Origin of the sequence: Thermosynechococcus sp. NK55a (assembly GCF_000505665.1) — a bacterium.
GTDB lineage: Bacteria > Cyanobacteriota > Cyanobacteriia > Thermosynechococcales > Thermosynechococcaceae > Thermosynechococcus.
In genome coordinates, this window is the sequence record NC_023033.1 from 1,019,235 (window position 1) to 1,034,114 (window position 14,880).

Genomic DNA, 14,880 nt, shown 5'->3' on the forward strand with positions numbered 1-14,880 from the left:
GGGGCAGCACTTTTATAGCTTAACCCCACTTCTTTTCTAAAATATGGAAAACGAGGAAGGGGTAAGGGTGATGGCAGCAGAAGCGGTGGGCATGGTGCAGGTCTTGGGGTACCCGGCAGCCCTTGCTGTAGCCGATACATTGGTGAAAGCCGCTCAGGTCACCCTTGTCAGTTGTGAGGGGATTGGTGCAGGTTACTGGACAGTGGTGATCCGGGGAGAGGTGGCGGCTGTGAATGCGGCGGTTCGAGCAGCGCGATCGCTCAGTGGCCAGGCAGTGATCTCTCATCAGGTGATTGCTCGTCCCGATGGCAATCTGGAACAGGTGCTGCCCATCGGTGTCCCTCACTTGCCACCTGAGGATTTTCTGCTGTGAGGCGGGCAGCCTATCCGCAGCCCTCCTCTATGCACTTAACCCTACTTACTTAATTAACGCTCTATCATTCACTGGGATGCCTGCAGTTGCTTCACCTGTTCGGGAGTGAGAATTGTTAGCATTTCAACACGGGTATCCTGCATCACTTTCGACAACTGTGTTTTTTGATCGGGGCGCAGGGCAACCAAGTTCATCGCTTCACCGGTGGATTTCCCCTGTTTGATGGCGTTGCGAAAGATGCGCTGTTGGTCGCGATCCAGGATCTTGAGGATGCGATCGTTGGTGCGCAGTGTGAGCCGCAGTACTGCCTGTTTTTGCTCAACACTGAGATTGAGTTTTTTCATTTGCTCAGCGGTCAGTAGTCCGCCACTGGTTTGAGCCACAACTGGGGGGGGAATGGTTGCGCCACTGATGCCTACCCCAAGGGCGATCGCCACCATCCATCGCTGAATATTCTTTTTCATCCCTAGGCCACTCCTGCTACGATTGCTATCCCCATTCTAGGCGGTCCAGGCAGGATGATTAAGGAGAGCATTGAGTACCTGTACGCCCCGCAGCTGATTGGTCAGGGGTAAATGTCCACGGGGGGCACTCAAATCCCAGATAAATTCACTGGGATAGCGCGGCCAGCGCTTACCCTGCCGCCAGCCAATTTTCTCCCAAAGCCGATCCCAGTTTTGACCACAACCCAGCCACAGTTGCCGCTGCACTGAATAGCCAAAGCGGCCTAGGGAAAAGGCCAGCCACAACTGATCAATGGTCTGCAAATCCGCGATTGGCAACTGCTCCACTTCCGTGAAGTAAAGCCAGCGGCGTTTTTGAGCCAGTGGCCCGGCTAGTTCACAGAGTTTTTGCGTCGTCAGGCGATCGGCCGCTTCAAATTTTTCGGCCACCAGAAGTTCAGCCAGTTCTTGATAGTCCACCCCGCGATCGGAGCGCAGCGGAATCACCCCTTGGGGATAGTGTTGTTGTAAAAAGGCTTGAACAGAAGCTTCTGGGCTCTGGAATAGAAGACGATAAGCTTGACCGCGAATCCAAGGGGCGGGTGGGGGGGAAAAGGTGGCACTGTCTTTGAGGAACTCCTGTAGGAGGTGATAACCTTCACTGCCTGCCGTACTCAGGGTGGTAATGGCGGCCAGTTGGGACTTTTCGTTACCGTTGTACAACTGCTCCCGTAAATCGGCTAAGGCTGGTTCTGTGGTGACCATGCGCTCGGTGACTCCTCCCCATGCAACTCTAAAATGCGTTGGACAATCGCCGTTGTTGAACTGGGAACCTCTACTTGAATGAATTCAATGCGACCACCATAGCGCTGCACAGCCGCTGCTTCTGGTAGGGTCTCCAGTTGGTAATCGCCCCCCTTGACGTAGATCTCCGGTTGGAGAACCTCGATCAGGGTTGTGGCAGTGCGATCGCTAAATAGCACCACCGCATCTACTGATCGTAAACTAGCAAGCACCTCTGCCCGCTGCTGTTCGGGAATAATTGGCCGTTTTGGCTTGAGGGCTGCCACCGAGCGATCGCTATTCAAGCCCACCACCAAGCGTTTGCCCAGGGCACGGGCTGCCCTTAGATAGCGCACATGACCCGCATGGATCAGGTCAAAACAACCATTGGTCAATACCAAAGGACGCCAATCTTGAGGCGCAGCATTGATAGCAGCAACAAGGGTTTCAAGGGTGTAAAGGTTCAGGGGACTTCTCCTAGGAACGCTAACTGAGTGTGCCACGAAATAGCCCTTGGGGCCGCACTAAAAGCACCGCCATCATGATCACGAGGGCAACAGCCAGCTTGTATTCAGAAGGGATTATTAGTGTACTCATCTCTTGAGCAACACCAATAATCAAGGCGCCAGCGATCGCCCCGTAGGGATTGCCAATGCCACCAAGAATCACACTGGCAAAAAGGGGCAAGATCAAAAACCAACCCATGGTTGGCCGCACAGCGGTCATCAGGCCATAGAGACCCCCGGCCGCCCCCGTGAGCACCCCTGCCAAGAGCCAAGTACACAGCACCACCCACTCAACATCAATCCCAGAAACCCGCGCCAAGTCGAGATCATCAGCTACAGCTCGCATGGCTTTGCCTACCTTGGTGCGTTGTAGGAGCAAATGCACAGTGGCGATCGCCACCACCGCCAAAATCATTACAATCACCTTCGAGTAAATAATTTTCACACCCCAAAAATCAAGGGCAGGCATGACTGGTAGCCGATAGGTTTGGTTTTCACTGCCCCAAAGGAGAATCACGGCATTGCGCAGCAGAAATGAAAGACCAATGGAAATAATAATCAGAGTTGTTGAGGTTGCGCGGCGATCGCGCATCGGCTGCCACAGGAGCTTCTCACTCAGGAGCATCAACCCCGCCGTCCCCAATCCCCCAATCACCATTGAGAGCCAAATATTCAGTCCTGTTGCATTGGCTACCAATGTCAGGTAGGCTCCCACCGTCATGAAATCACCATGGGCAAAGTTGGGCAGGCGCAAAATCCCAAACGTGAGCGTTAAACCCACGGCTGCAAGGGCAATAATACTCCCCACCGCCAAGCCATTAACAAAAAGTTGAATCAGTTGAATATCCATGAACGATTGCGACTAAAATTTTAGGAAGTGCAAAGTGGACAACGCCTGTTCATAGAATAGCGATCAGAGGAGTCTTTTCAGGATACCTTTTTCTCTGATCAAGAAAATTACTCTTCTCTGAGAAAACTCAAAGTTAAATAGTAGATTTTATCACGCCTTAAACTAACAAAATGTAGCGATAATAACAAATAATAGTACGGATTTCCGAAGTTTCAGGTAGGGATTTACCCCCTTGGTCTTTCTCAATGAGATTGCGTACCGTTGAGGCAGCCATGCTACTGAGTCAATCGCGCGATTAGCATCAAGGCATCGGTGACGAACCGTATTGTTCGAGGAGGCTTGTATGCGCATTGCTCAAATTGCCCCCCTGTGGGAACGGGTACCGCCGCCAGCCTACGGGGGTGTGGAGTTGGTGGTGAGTCTGCTCACGGAAGAATTAGTCAAGCGAGGGCACGAGGTCACCCTGTTTGCCAGTGGTGATTCAATTACCCAAGCCAAATTGGTTTCTACCTATCCCCACGCCATTCGCCTTGATCCCAATGTGCAAGAATATGCCGTCTATGAAGCTCTTCAACTGGGAGAGGTCTTTAGTCGCGCCGATGAATTTGATGTCATCCATTCCCATGTGGGCTATACAGCTTTGCCCTACGCCAGTCTAGTGAAGACACCGGTTGTTCACACCCTCCATGGTCGCTTTACGACGGATAATGAGCGCATTTTCAGCCAATATCGCAACCAAAACTACGTCAGTATTTCCCATTCCCAGCGGCAACTACGGGACTTGAACTACCTTGCCACGGTTTATAACGCCATTGCCGTGGAAACCCATCACTTCTATCCCCAGCCCAGCGATCCGCCCTATCTGGCCTTCTTGGGACGGCTTTCTCCCGAAAAAGGCCCTCACCATGCCATTGAAATTGCCAAACGGGTGGGTATTCCGCTGCGGATAGCAGGCAAAGTGGACCGGGTCGATCGCGACTACTTCAAGGAATTGATTGAACCCCACATTGATGGTGAATTTATCCAGTTCATCGGCGAGGCGGATCATCCGACTAAGAATGCCCTCCTTGGGGGGGCGATCGCCATGCTCTTTCCGATTACGTGGCAAGAACCCTTTGGCCTGGTCATGATTGAATCCATGGCAGCGGGTACGCCAGTGGTGGCGATCGCCAAGGGAGCAGCCCCCGAAGTCATTGAGCATGGTAAAACTGGTTTCCTCTGTCACTCCGTCGAAGACTGTGTTGCTGCCGTTGCCCAAGTGCCGCAACTGGACCGCAGGGCCTGTCGAGACTACGTTTGGCAGCGGTTCAGTGTTGAGCGGATGGTGAGCGAGTATGAAGCAGTCTATGATACCGTTGTCGCCAATACCTTTGTCCATAATGGACATCGTAGGGGAACAATTGAACTGCTAGCCAGTTAGGTGTCCCCCTAAACCCTTTGCAAAAGTCTTTCTTTGACCGCTATTCAAAAGGTGTATTTATGCAAGCATTATCAACCCGTACAGCAAAAAATACACTTCCTCGGGCCTTTGCCATGTCCCAGCCACAGGTACCTGCCCGTCAACCCATTGCCTTGATTTCTGTTCATGGGGATCCCGCCGCTGATGTCGGCCATGAATCCGCCGGTGGTCAAAATATCTATGTACGGCAATTGGGGGAAGCCCTAGCGGCAGCCGGGTGGCACGTGGATATGTTTACCCGCAAAATCCATCCCGATGACCCCGATGTGATTGAGCACAGCCCCCACTGTCGCACCATTCGCCTAGAGGCAGGCCCTCTGAACTATATTCCTCGGGAAAAGCTCTTTGAGACCCTACCCAAGTTTGTCGAAGCCTTCAAGGCCTACCATGCCAAGTATGGCTATCCGCTGATCCACACCAATTACTGGCTCTCCGGCTGGGTGGGTTGGCAGTTGCGTCAGGTATTGAATTTTCAATGGCTACACACCTACCACTCCTTGGGGGTTGTCAAATATCAGGTGGCTTCTGAGCAAGCCCAACGGGATGAAACCCGCCTCATGGTCGAAAAAGCCATCCTTGAAAATGCTGACTGCGTGATTGTGACTAGCCCCCAAGAGGAAGCCTATCTGCGGCGTTGGGTCTCCAAGGCAGGGCAAACACGCCTGATTCCCTGTGGGACCAATTTGAATCTCTTTTACCCCGTCGCCGATGCCCGTACCCAACTGAGTTTGCCGGCTGATGAGCCGATTGTTCTCTATGTGGGTCGCTTTGATCGTCGCAAAGGGATTGAAACGCTGGTGGCAGCGATGGCTCAGGTACCCCAAGGGCGGTTACTGCTTGTGGGGGGGAGTGATCCGCAGCGCAGCGATGGTGCCGAACGGCGACGCATTGAAGGATTGGTGCAGGAGTATAACTTGGGCGATCGCGTCACCTTTGTGGGACAAATTGACCACGAGCGCTTGGCGGTCTACTACAGTGCTGCCAATGTCTGCGTTGTGCCCAGCTACTATGAACCCTTTGGCTTGGTGGCCATTGAAGCAATGGCCTGTGGGACGCCGGTGATTGCTTCCGCTGTTGGGGGTCTGCAATTCACGGTAATTCCCGGGGAAACGGGGTTACTGGTACCGCCTCAGGATGCCACCGCCTTGGCCAATGCCATTCAACGCCTCTTGGCGGATCCAGCCTGGGCGCGTACCCTTGGGGAAAAGGGTCGCGAGCGGGTGCAAGCCTTCTTCAATTGGGAGGCGATCGCCCTTCAGATGGGGCAACTCTACCGTCAACTCTTTGCCGCCTCCCTGATGGGGAATTCCCCTCGCTTAGAGACGGTTAAAAACACTGCCTCGCTGACAACGGTGACCAAAGCGGCCTTAGCCTCCTAGGCATCTTAAATTGAGTGGCAGAGATCAAGCCGCACTCTCGTGTGGACAGATCACCTCTGCCCTCTGCCTAACCCCTGATTGCCCTCGTGCCGAACAATTTGTTAAATTCTAGGGGGTTGTTTATCGTTTTGTATCATTTCTGAAATTTGATGGTGCAGTGGCGATCGCTTTCTCCCCGATGGCCTGATGTTATTCTGGCGGGACTCATTCTAGGCCCTCTATTTGCCCCCTTCTTGGCCGCCAGCAATTTTCTTTTTTGCCTAAAATTGCCCACATCATCTATACCATGGGCCATCATGTGTGTCCGCAACCGGAAATGGGGTTAATGCTGGCCCCCCCTTGGAAAATGGCCGTGTGTATGCGCTGCTACGGCACCCTTGTTGGAGTTCTCCTGACACGCTGGTGGATTCAGGGGTCCACCACTGCCCGGGAGTGGTACTGGTTGCCGCAATATGGTCTGGGGGGCTTTTTAGTGGCGCTGGTGTTCATGCTGTTTTACCCCCTAGAGTGGGCACTACAACACTACGGCATTTGGGGCTATTCCAATTGGATTGTCTTTCCCTTTGGGGCGATCGCTGGATTGGGCTTGGGATTACTGATCATGCCTCTGCTATACCCCAAACAGCACCTTGCCACCTCCCGCGAAGGAGCAAACACCGAAATTTTGGTAGCCTCCGATACAAAAATTAACTAGGTCAACTTTCTACCATAGATTGTCGCTGCGGTGCGCCCAATACAGAAGGAGTAACCTATACATGGCAACGCCCCAAGAAATCTTAAATTTGATCGACAGCAAGTACGAGCTCATCGACTTGAAATTTACTGACATGCCCGGCACGTGGCAACACCTGACGGTTCACAAAAGCCAAATCAGTGAAAGCTCATTTACCGACGGTGTGCCCTTCGACGGTTCCAGTATTCGCGGTTGGAAAGCGATTAACGAATCCGACATGGTGATGGTGCCGGATCCGAATACAGCGTGGGAAGACCCCTTCATGAAAGAACCCACCCTGAGCATGATTTGCACCATCAAAGATCCGCGCACCGGCGAACTCTACGATCGCTGCCCGCGCTCCATTGCCACCCGTGCCATTGAGTACTTAAAAGCAACCGGCATTGGCGATACGGCTTACTTTGGCCCCGAAGCCGAGTTCTTTGTTTTCGATGACGTTCGCTACGACCAAAATCAACGGTCTGGCTACTACTACGTTGACAGTATTGAAGGTCTTTGGAACACTGGCCGTGAAGAAGAAGGAGGCAACCTCGGCTACAAAATCCGTGGCAAAGAGGGTTACTTCCCCGTTGCGCCCACAGATACGCTGCAGGACTTGCGCACAGAAATGCTCTTGACGATGGCCAAGTGCGGTGTGCCCATTGAAAAGCATCACCACGAAGTGGCTACGGCGGGGCAGTGCGAGTTGGGTTTCCGCTTTGGCACCCTCATTCAAGCTGCCGACTGGCTAATGACCTATAAGTACTGCGTCAAGAATGTTGCCCGCAAGCACGGTAAAGTGGCAACCTTTATGCCCAAGCCCGTCTTCAACGACAACGGCTCGGGGATGCATACCCACCAGTCCATTTGGAAAGATGGCCAGCCCCTGTTCTGGGGAGACGGCTATGCGAATTTGAGCCAAATTGCCCTCTGGTACATTGGTGGTATCCTCAAGCACGCTCCAGCGCTATTGGCTTTTACCAACCCAACAACGAACTCCTACAAACGACTGGTTCCCGGCTTTGAAGCCCCCGTGAACCTTGCCTATTCCCAAGGCAACCGCTCTGCCTCTGTGCGGATTCCCCTCACTGGTCCCAACCCCAAAGCGAAGCGCCTAGAGTTCCGTTGCCCCGATGCCACGAGTAATCCCTACCTTGCCTTTGCGGCAATGCTATGTGCAGGTATTGATGGCATCAAGAATCAAATTGATCCGGGTAGCCCCTTGGATGTTGATATCTACGACCTCAGCCCCGAAGAATTGGCCAAGATTCCCTCAACCCCCGGTTCACTTATGGCGGCCCTGGAAAATCTGCAAAAGGATCACAGCTTCCTCACGGCGGGGGGTGTCTTTAGCGAAGACTTTATCCTCAACTGGATTCAGTACAAGCTGGACACAGAAGTCATTCCCATGTCACTGCGTCCTCACCCCTATGAATTTACTCTCTACTTTGATGCCTAGGCAAATGAGCTGCTAGGGTCTGGCATTTAGTGACATCCCACGCAGAGGCACCCATCGGGGGTTGCCTCTTTTATTTTTGCTGCCGATTCTTCGCTGGTAAAGGTGTTGGGTGTGCTCGTGCTTGCCTAGAGCTGGAATTTCTGATAAGTTGGGATGCTACTAAAAATTAACATTCCCACTCTTAAATGTTGTTGATGGGGAATGTTTCCCCTAAAAATTAGGTTGTAGGGTCCCATGCTACGCGCTGGAATTGTCGGCCTACCGAATGTGGGCAAGTCAACGCTGTTTAATGCCCTTGTGGCCAATGCTAAGGCCGAGGCAGCCAATTTCCCCTTCTGTACGATTGAACCCAATGTTGGTGTCGTAGCAGTTCCCGACGAGCGGCTGGAGGTACTGGCAAAAATTTCCCAATCTGCTCAGATTGTGCCGACGCGGGTGGAGTTTGTGGACATTGCGGGCCTGGTGAAGGGAGCTAGCAAAGGGGAAGGACTGGGCAACCAGTTCTTGGCAAATATTCGCGAGGTGGATGCCATTGTCCACGTGGTGCGCTGCTTTGAAGATGAAGATATTGTCCACGTGGCAGGGCGTGTGAATCCTGTCGAGGATATTGCGGTCATTAACTTAGAGTTAGCACTGGCGGATTTAGCCCAGATAGAAAAGCGCATTGAACGCACCCGTAAGGCAGCGCGATCGCAAAAAGAAGCACAGATTGAGCTGACGGCCCTTGAAAAGCTCCTGGGGGTACTCAATGAGGGACAGCCTGCCCGTCTGTGTCAACTTACGGAAGAGGAAGAAGCGGCCATTCGCTTTCTCGGCTTGCTCACTCGTAAGCCTGTGATCTACGCCGCTAACGTTGCTGAGCAGGATTTGGCCACTGGCAATGAATGGACAGCGGCAGTTCAGGAGATGGCAAAGCAGGAGGGGGCAGAGGTGGTGATTGTCTCTGCTCAAGTGGAGGCCGAGCTCGTGGATTTGCCCGAGGGCGATCGCGCCGAGTATCTGGCCAGTCTTGGGGTTCGTGAGGGGGGTCTGCGATCGCTCATTCGCTCAACCTATAAGCTGCTTGGCCTACAAACCTTCTTTACCACAGGACCTAAGGAAACCCGAGCATGGACAATTCCAGCGGGTACCAAAGCGCCCCAAGCGGCGGGCGTCATTCACAGTGACTTTGAGCGGGGCTTTATTCGCGCCGAAACGGTGAGCTATGACGATTTAGTGGCCTGTCAATCCCTGACGGTGGCTAAGGAAAAAGGCCTAGTACGCAGTGAAGGCAAAGACTATGTTGTGCAGGAGGGGGATGTGATGCTCTTCCGCTTTAATGTTTAGCCCCCCCTGATTGGGATTGGATCACAAGCTTGTAGCTTATAACCTTATAACCTTTATAACCTTATAACAATGTTCCTACAATCGGATAAACCAAGGGGGGCACAATTAAGGCCATCGCCACCCCTACGGCTGCGATTGCACTGAGCAGAACCGCACCAGCGGCACAATCTTTGGCAATGCGAGCAAGCTCATGGTATTCTCTGCCGACGGTGAGATCCACAACGGCTTCCAAGGCCGTATTCACTAACTCTAGCCCGATAACCACGGCAATGGTTAGAACAATGACCGCCACTTCAACAGGGGGAAGTTTCAACAGGCCACTGAGGGCGATCGCACTCAGGCCAACTGCTGTGTGGATGCGAAAATTGCGCTGAGTTTGGAAAGCATAGACGACTCCCGCCCACGCATAACGGAAACTATTCAATAGGGAGGAGGCCACACGGTAGGAGCGCTGTCGCAGTAGGGTTGTCCCTGCTGCTTTCTCAGTATAGGTGGCCAGAACTTTTTGTGTCATAACGTTATCCATCACACCAAACATTCCCATCTAAGTATTGACGTTAGATGTCATACACCTTGAAGAAGAAATTTTAAGAAATTTGGTTGTTAATGCCTCCCATTTAAGCACATGCTTTTCAATTTCGTTCCTAGCCAACAGAGCATTTACGGAACATTGGGGGTATAAGACCCACGGCTTCGAGGCACTCGGCCTGCTGAGCTAACATCCGTGCCAGTTGAGCTTCATCGGGGTGATCCCAGCCTAGGAGGTGGAGGAGGCCATGGCAGGCCAGCCAGGTGATCTCTATAGATAGAGTGTGCCCACTTTCTGTGGCTTGCTGACAAGCGGTGTCCCCAGAAATAATAATGTCGCCCAGGTATTCAGGTTCCTCTAGGGGCAGCGGCAGGGCGTCATCGCGGGTGGCAAAGGCAAGCACGTCCGTAGGGATGTCGCGATCGCGATACCGGCAGTTAAGGACTTGAATCTCGGCATCGGTTGTCAAACGCAGGGTCAGCTCATACTCTTTGCCTGCATTTGGTTCCACCATGGCAATCCATGTGTGAAACCACGCTGACCAAGGGAGTGGTGCCACCTCAGCGCTCAGGGAAGGATGGTGCAGTTCTAGATAGACGGTAACCGGCATTGTTTTTTCTTTGTTTTCACCAACTCCCTAACGGGTGAGGTAGGATAAGCCCACCAACAGCGCCAACAGACCGATAGTAGTGAGGGCAAAATGGGTCAGGGATTTACGTCCCTTACGCACCATGTTCCGCATGGCCAGTTTGACATAACTAGGCTGCGCGGTAGGGGAAGACGTGGGTTTGGGGGACTGGCTCATGGGATTTCACTGCTATCGGCAATCTTTATGAATTTTAACAAAGGGGGCTTGACTTTAGTAGCGCGATCGCGGGTGATGATTGGCCACCGCTTGTACCAGCCCCAAACCAATATAGGTTGCCAAAAGGGCAGAACGGCCATAGCTGAGGAACGGCAAGGGAATACCTGTCACCGGAAATAGGTTCATTGTCATGCCGATATTGACCACCGCTTGGAACATCAACATAGCAAAAAGGCCGATCGCCAGCAGCGAGCCGAAATCATCACGGGCACTATTGGCAATTTGCAATAGCCGCAGCCCAATGAACCAAAACAGTCCTAAAACTAGCAAGCCACCCCAAAAGCCTAATTCCTCACCGATGGCAGAAAAAATAAAGTCCGTGTGCTGCTCAGGGATAAATCCCAATTGCGTCTGCGTCCCCTGAAACAGCCCTCGCCCCCACAGGCCACCCGCGCCAATGGCAATGCGGGATTGGATCAGATGATAGCCCGCCCCCAATGGATCTTTGTCCGGATCCAAGAACATTAAGAGGCGATCTTTTTGGTAGTCCTTGAGAACGCTCCACAGCAATTGCCCCAGCCCTGCCCCCGAAAGATTCAGAACAATGCCGCCGATCGCCCCAATCCAACCAAGGGGAAGATTTTGCCATGCCACAACCCCCATCCCCAATGTCCACAGGAACCACAGCACAAGATTTAGTTCATAGGGCAGCGGTAGGGCAAAGAGAATGGCTGCCACCAAAGGGGAGAGCATCAGCACAATCCAACCCAAACGGGCGTTGGCCCAGTAGAGCATCCCCAAGGTGATGGCAGCAAAGACCAGGGAAGTACCCAGATCGGGTTCCGATAAAATCAATCCCAGGGGCAAGGCCGTTGCCGCAAACACCCGTAGAATGCCACTGAGGCCATTGGCAGGAACCCGCTGCAGGAGGGCAGCCTGGGTGAGGATGATCGAGATTTTGGCAAATTCAGAAGGCTGGAGGTTAAAGCCAGCAATGGGCAGCCAGCTCTGGGCACCGTTAGCTTCAACGCCAAATAGGCTCACAGCCAGTAGGAGGAGACAACTGATGCCATAAACCCACCAGTGGACTGAGATAAAGACCGAGGTCGGCACCCGTGCCAGCAGGAAAAGCAAAATTGTACCCACGCCCGCGATTGCCAGATGTTGGAAGCCATCCTTTTCGCCAATGTGCAGCTCAGCACTGTGAATGGCCACTGCCCCTAACAGCGTAATCAACCATACTGCAATTAAAAGTAGCCAATCCATCCCCCGCCAAGGGTAGAGCCAAGCAGACCAGCGGCGTTGCCATAGCCGAGTTGTCCAAAACATCGCCAGATATCCTTCGTTCGCACTAGGCTGGAACAGTGGTGGTTTGATTAAGACTCTCATTCTAGCTTGAGTGGAACTATGCTTCGGTGGCAACCGCATTGGTCAAGGCTTTATAGCCAGAGATAGGGCATACTGAGGGTGAAGCACGCGAAAAGAGCCACCCCTGCTGATATGAGCCTTCCTGCGCCGACTTTGGCTGAATTGCCCCTCCATCCCTATATTGATGGTTCAGGTCGTGTGGCCCCTGATCTCAAGGGAGCGATCGGTCTCTATGCCATTTTTGATGCTGCCGGCAGGGTGCAGTATATTGGCTATTCTCGGGATATACGACTGAGTTTGCTACAACACCTTGTGCGCTGTCCTCAAGGGTGTAGTGGCTATAAGGCGATCGCCATTGAACGTCCCGATCGCCCGTGGCTAGAAACCGTGAAACAGCAGTGGCTAGCGGAATTGGGAACTGTGCCCTTAGGCAACGAGCGCGATCGCCCCCAGTGGGAAAATGCCATTGATGTCAAGGAGCAAATGACCGAGGCCGAACGCGCTGCATGGGCCAGTGCCGACTCACTCACTCAACCAAAGCTGCTGAAACAGGTGGCGCGGCGAGTTGAAGCAGCGATTCTCGAACAGCTACGGCAGCGATCGCTACAGGAGCCGCTGGTCTTTAACGCCAAACTAAAGGAAAGTGGACGGCTGGATCTCAAATGACGACCTCTCCCCCTCTGACCTCTAGCCAAATCTGGCAGATCAATCAACTCCTGCGCCAAGCGGGGCAACGGGCACGGCAACTGGCACAGCAACCCTTTGATGTCATTGAAAAGGGACAGCAAGACTTTGCCACCAGTATTGATCGCTTCTTGGATCGGCTGCTAAGTCAGAAATTTCGTGCTTGGTTTCCTGAAGATGGCATCATCAGTGAGGAAAATGCCGACTCCCCAGCAGTTTTTCAGGAACCGAAAAATCGCTACTGGCTGATTGATCCCCTTGATGGTACTGATGATCTAATTCACCATCGCCAAGGCTATGCCCTAATGGTGGGTTTGCTAGAGCACTACAGTCCAGTGGGGGGTTGGATCTATGCCCCCAATCTGGACCATCTCTACTACGGCGGTAAAGACTGGGGACTCTTTCAAATGAGCAGCGGTGGGCCACCTGTCCCCCTATTACCCGTTTGTCCACCTTCCCCTAATGCCGACCATTGCCCGATGATGATTGGCTATCGCGACTACCGTACCTACGGCGATGCAATTCATCGGGTGTTGCCCCAAGTGGAATTTCGCTTTCTGGGCAGTTTTGGCCTCAAGGTGATTGAAGTAATTTTGGGACGGGCGGGACTCTACCTCTACTTAAATCAGCGGGTTAAGCTCTGGGATACCACAGCCCCCTTAGCTTTGGCAACAGCGGCAGGTTTGGTGTGCACCGACTTGCAGGGAAATCCCTTGCGTTTTGATGCCACAGGTTTACAGGAACAAACCCTGGCCCATCAGCAACCCATTCTCATTGGCTGGCCAGAGTATATCGCTGCTTTGCGATCGCCCCTCATTGAAGCAATTTCGACGGTTGGACCGCCTAGACATGCCTAAAAAATAATGGCGGCAGTTCCCTTAAGAGGGTCACCGGCGCTGCCACTGCTGCAAGAGCCACCGCCCTAAACGAATCAGCTGTTCTTCAATCCAGAGAAACAGGCGATCGCACCACAGCAGTAGCCGTTCAAACCAGTGGAGTTCATAGCCAATGAGGGCAGCATCCACATCAAGAATCAACTGCTCTGGATTCGGATCGACACTGGTGGCCGCAGTTTCCGAGGGCGATGAAGGAGTGAATGGCGCCGCGGTGCTCCCTAAACTGAGCAGGGTGTCCACGGGAGAAAAGACTGGCAAAGGATCCGTAGCTGCCAATAGGGGTGAATTCGCGGTTGCTACGGCAGGGAGTTGGAATCCTCCTAGCCAGTAGGAGAGTTGAGTCAGCCAGTCTTGGAAGGGGAGCTTGAAGGGATGAAGATGGCGTTCAATCCAAGCTAGGGCTTGCGCCTGTTGGGCAGGGCTGAGGATGTACAGGATAGTGTTATCGGTGCCAATGAGCACCATCTGCTGTGTTTCTAAGAGAGTAGCAATCCCCTGTACCCGCACTTGGGAAAGCGTGTTCTTGCGACCAGAGGGGAGGCGCGATCGCAACCAGCGGACAGCAGCGGCCAAGGGAGATGCTGAGGGTAGGACTAAATCCTCTTCACGGTTACCTGTTAACTGAAGTTGCCCCAGAAAGGTTGCCACCAAACAGGACGGTGGGTTAGAGTCTGCTTTGAGGGATCGCTCCCACCAACGCCAGAACCAGTGATGTCGTCGCCGATACCACTGCCGAACATGCTGATAGTACACTGCCAAGGCGTAGGCAATGTGTTGCTCAATTTGCTGCTGTTCTGTGGGGGTGAAGATTTTCAAGGGGCGGGCAGCCTCATCCACAAGCAAGAGGGATTTTGCGGCGCGATCGCAGGCAAGGTAAACAGGTGGCCGCTGTGCCAAGGGTGCGGCCGCTGAGGGTAATGTCTTGGGTGGGGGTTGAAACCAGCGTTGCCAAGGAGCCATCCAGCGCTGCCACCAAGTTAAGGGGCGAGCAATGGGGGCGATCGCCACTACCCAAGATTGCTCCTCTCCTGGTGTGAGGGACAAAGCAGACATGACGGTCAACAGGGCTTCATCGGCAGGGGGTGTCGCTGTCGGTTTCGGCAGGAGGCGTTGATGCATTTGGGAAACCGTGCCCAACAGTTGGGGAACTCGCCGCTGCCAAAATTGTGCCAGAATTGAGCCAATGACCTGAAGTGTGCCACTGAGGGTGCTTTCAATCTGCCATTGTTGGCGCTGCCACCGTTGCTGCCAACGTTGCCATTGCTGTCGCCAAAAGCTAAAGAAGCGACTCTGATAGGAAACTGCCAT

At 53.2% G+C, this 14,880-nt stretch carries 17 protein-coding genes; 8 read left to right on the top strand and 9 right to left on the bottom strand.

Annotated features, from left to right (window positions below; translation table 11 throughout):
* Positions 1-70 precede the first annotated feature (70 nt).
* Positions 71-373 (top strand): BMC domain-containing protein, encoded by a 303-nt coding sequence (locus NK55_RS04865; protein WP_024124673.1) that lies wholly within the window; start codon positions 71-73, stop codon positions 371-373.
* A gap of 68 nt (positions 374-441) precedes the next feature.
* On the opposite strand, the gene NK55_RS04870 is transcribed toward NK55_RS04865, so the two are convergent.
* From NK55_RS04870 to NK55_RS04885, 4 genes are read right to left on the bottom strand one after another with little or no spacing between them, the layout of a single operon-like run.
* On the bottom strand, positions 442-837 hold the full coding sequence (locus tag NK55_RS04870; RefSeq protein ID WP_024124674.1) for a Spy/CpxP family protein refolding chaperone: 396 nt from the start codon (positions 835-837) through the stop codon (positions 442-444).
* Between the two features lie 36 nt (positions 838-873).
* Complete coding sequence (locus tag NK55_RS04875) at positions 874-1,581, bottom strand: GUN4 domain-containing protein (protein ID WP_024124675.1); 708 nt, start codon at positions 1,579-1,581, stop codon at positions 874-876.
* A complete protein-coding gene (gene rfaE2 / locus NK55_RS04880) occupies positions 1,557-2,102 on the bottom strand; it encodes a D-glycero-beta-D-manno-heptose 1-phosphate adenylyltransferase (protein ID WP_024124676.1) in 546 nt (181 codons plus the stop codon). Before rfaE2 ends, NK55_RS04875 begins: the two co-directional genes overlap by 25 nt.
* Positions 2,086-2,955 carry a branched-chain amino acid ABC transporter permease gene (locus tag NK55_RS04885; protein ID WP_024124677.1) on the bottom strand — a complete coding sequence of 290 codons (870 nt, stop codon included), beginning with the start codon at positions 2,953-2,955 and terminating at the stop codon, positions 2,086-2,088. The genes rfaE2 and NK55_RS04885 overlap by 17 nt, the downstream gene beginning before the upstream one ends.
* A 343-nt stretch (positions 2,956-3,298) precedes the next feature.
* Here NK55_RS04885 and NK55_RS04890 point away from each other — a divergent pair, with 343 nt between their 5' ends.
* The 5 genes from NK55_RS04890 to ychF all read left to right on the top strand — a co-directional run bounded on the left by NK55_RS04890 (position 3,299) and on the right by ychF (position 9,290).
* Positions 3,299-4,375: a glycosyltransferase family 4 protein gene (locus NK55_RS04890; RefSeq protein ID WP_024124678.1), complete on the top strand. Its 1,077-nt coding sequence runs from the start codon at positions 3,299-3,301 to the stop codon at positions 4,373-4,375.
* A gap of 59 nt (positions 4,376-4,434) precedes the next feature.
* On the top strand, positions 4,435-5,793 hold the full coding sequence (locus NK55_RS04895) for a glycosyltransferase family 1 protein (protein WP_024124679.1): 1,359 nt from the start codon (positions 4,435-4,437) through the stop codon (positions 5,791-5,793).
* Between the two features lie 286 nt (positions 5,794-6,079).
* Complete coding sequence (locus tag NK55_RS04900; RefSeq protein WP_255325319.1) at positions 6,080-6,487, top strand: DUF2085 domain-containing protein; 408 nt, start codon at positions 6,080-6,082, stop codon at positions 6,485-6,487.
* 61 nt (positions 6,488-6,548) lie between these two features.
* Positions 6,549-7,964: a type I glutamate--ammonia ligase gene (glnA, locus tag NK55_RS04905; RefSeq protein ID WP_024124680.1), complete on the top strand. Its 1,416-nt coding sequence runs from the start codon at positions 6,549-6,551 to the stop codon at positions 7,962-7,964.
* Positions 7,965-8,198: 234 nt separating this feature from the next.
* Entirely contained in the window at positions 8,199-9,290 is a 1,092-nt protein-coding gene (ychF, locus tag NK55_RS04910) for a redox-regulated ATPase YchF (RefSeq protein WP_024124681.1), read from the top strand.
* Between the two features lie 61 nt (positions 9,291-9,351).
* Here ychF and NK55_RS04915 read toward each other — a convergent pair whose 3' ends face one another.
* The 4 genes from NK55_RS04915 to rodA all read right to left on the bottom strand — a co-directional run bounded on the left by NK55_RS04915 (position 9,352) and on the right by rodA (position 11,953).
* Complete coding sequence (locus NK55_RS04915; RefSeq protein WP_041429570.1) at positions 9,352-9,804, bottom strand: diacylglycerol kinase family protein; 453 nt, start codon at positions 9,802-9,804, stop codon at positions 9,352-9,354.
* Between the two features lie 130 nt (positions 9,805-9,934).
* The gene (gene ybeY, locus NK55_RS04920; protein ID WP_024124683.1) at positions 9,935-10,429 is read right to left on the bottom strand and encodes an rRNA maturation RNase YbeY; all 495 of its coding nucleotides are present in this window, start codon (positions 10,427-10,429) and stop codon (positions 9,935-9,937) included.
* A 27-nt stretch (positions 10,430-10,456) separates the two neighbouring features.
* Positions 10,457-10,624 (bottom strand): DUF3285 domain-containing protein, encoded by a 168-nt coding sequence (locus NK55_RS04925; RefSeq protein WP_024124684.1) that lies wholly within the window; start codon positions 10,622-10,624, stop codon positions 10,457-10,459.
* A gap of 54 nt (positions 10,625-10,678) precedes the next feature.
* Positions 10,679-11,953 carry a rod shape-determining protein RodA gene (gene rodA / locus NK55_RS04930; protein WP_024124685.1) on the bottom strand — a complete coding sequence of 425 codons (1,275 nt, stop codon included), beginning with the start codon at positions 11,951-11,953 and terminating at the stop codon, positions 10,679-10,681.
* A 171-nt stretch (positions 11,954-12,124) separates the two neighbouring features.
* Here rodA and NK55_RS04935 point away from each other — a divergent pair, with 171 nt between their 5' ends.
* Positions 12,125-12,658 (top strand): GIY-YIG nuclease family protein, encoded by a 534-nt coding sequence (locus NK55_RS04935; protein WP_041429076.1) that lies wholly within the window; start codon positions 12,125-12,127, stop codon positions 12,656-12,658.
* Positions 12,655-13,533, top strand: coding sequence for a 3'(2'),5'-bisphosphate nucleotidase CysQ (locus NK55_RS04940; RefSeq protein ID WP_024124687.1), 879 nt, complete (start codon positions 12,655-12,657; stop codon positions 13,531-13,533). Before NK55_RS04935 ends, NK55_RS04940 begins: the two co-directional genes overlap by 4 nt.
* Positions 13,534-13,563: 30 nt before the next feature.
* On the opposite strand, the gene NK55_RS04945 is transcribed toward NK55_RS04940, so the two are convergent.
* The gene (locus NK55_RS04945; protein ID WP_024124688.1) at positions 13,564-14,880 is read right to left on the bottom strand and encodes a hypothetical protein; all 1,317 of its coding nucleotides are present in this window, start codon (positions 14,878-14,880) and stop codon (positions 13,564-13,566) included.

Bases quoted from the DNA above. Each gene is read 5' to 3' on its own strand.
- NK55_RS04865 (WP_024124673.1), top strand. From the start codon at position 71: ATGGCAGCAGAAGCGGTGGGCATGGTGCAGGTCTTGGGGTACCCGGCA.
- NK55_RS04870 (WP_024124674.1), bottom strand. From the start codon at position 837: ATGAAAAAGAATATTCAGCGATGGATGGTGGCGATCGCCCTTGGGGTA.
- NK55_RS04875 (WP_024124675.1), bottom strand. From the start codon at position 1,581: ATGGTCACCACAGAACCAGCCTTAGCCGATTTACGGGAGCAGTTGTAC.
- NK55_RS04885 (WP_024124677.1), bottom strand. From the start codon at position 2,955: ATGGATATTCAACTGATTCAACTTTTTGTTAATGGCTTGGCGGTGGGG.
- NK55_RS04890 (WP_024124678.1), top strand. From the start codon at position 3,299: ATGCGCATTGCTCAAATTGCCCCCCTGTGGGAACGGGTACCGCCGCCA.
- NK55_RS04895 (WP_024124679.1), top strand. From the start codon at position 4,435: ATGCAAGCATTATCAACCCGTACAGCAAAAAATACACTTCCTCGGGCC.
- NK55_RS04900 (WP_255325319.1), top strand. From the start codon at position 6,080: ATGGGCCATCATGTGTGTCCGCAACCGGAAATGGGGTTAATGCTGGCC.
- glnA (WP_024124680.1), top strand. From the start codon at position 6,549: ATGGCAACGCCCCAAGAAATCTTAAATTTGATCGACAGCAAGTACGAG.
- ychF (WP_024124681.1), top strand. From the start codon at position 8,199: ATGCTACGCGCTGGAATTGTCGGCCTACCGAATGTGGGCAAGTCAACG.
- NK55_RS04915 (WP_041429570.1), bottom strand. From the start codon at position 9,804: ATGACACAAAAAGTTCTGGCCACCTATACTGAGAAAGCAGCAGGGACA.
- ybeY (WP_024124683.1), bottom strand. From the start codon at position 10,429: ATGCCGGTTACCGTCTATCTAGAACTGCACCATCCTTCCCTGAGCGCT.
- NK55_RS04925 (WP_024124684.1), bottom strand. From the start codon at position 10,624: ATGAGCCAGTCCCCCAAACCCACGTCTTCCCCTACCGCGCAGCCTAGT.
- rodA (WP_024124685.1), bottom strand. From the start codon at position 11,953: ATGTTTTGGACAACTCGGCTATGGCAACGCCGCTGGTCTGCTTGGCTC.
- NK55_RS04935 (WP_041429076.1), top strand. From the start codon at position 12,125: ATGAGCCTTCCTGCGCCGACTTTGGCTGAATTGCCCCTCCATCCCTAT.
- NK55_RS04940 (WP_024124687.1), top strand. From the start codon at position 12,655: ATGACGACCTCTCCCCCTCTGACCTCTAGCCAAATCTGGCAGATCAAT.
- NK55_RS04945 (WP_024124688.1), bottom strand. From the start codon at position 14,880: ATGGCAGTTTCCTATCAGAGTCGCTTCTTTAGCTTTTGGCGACAGCAA.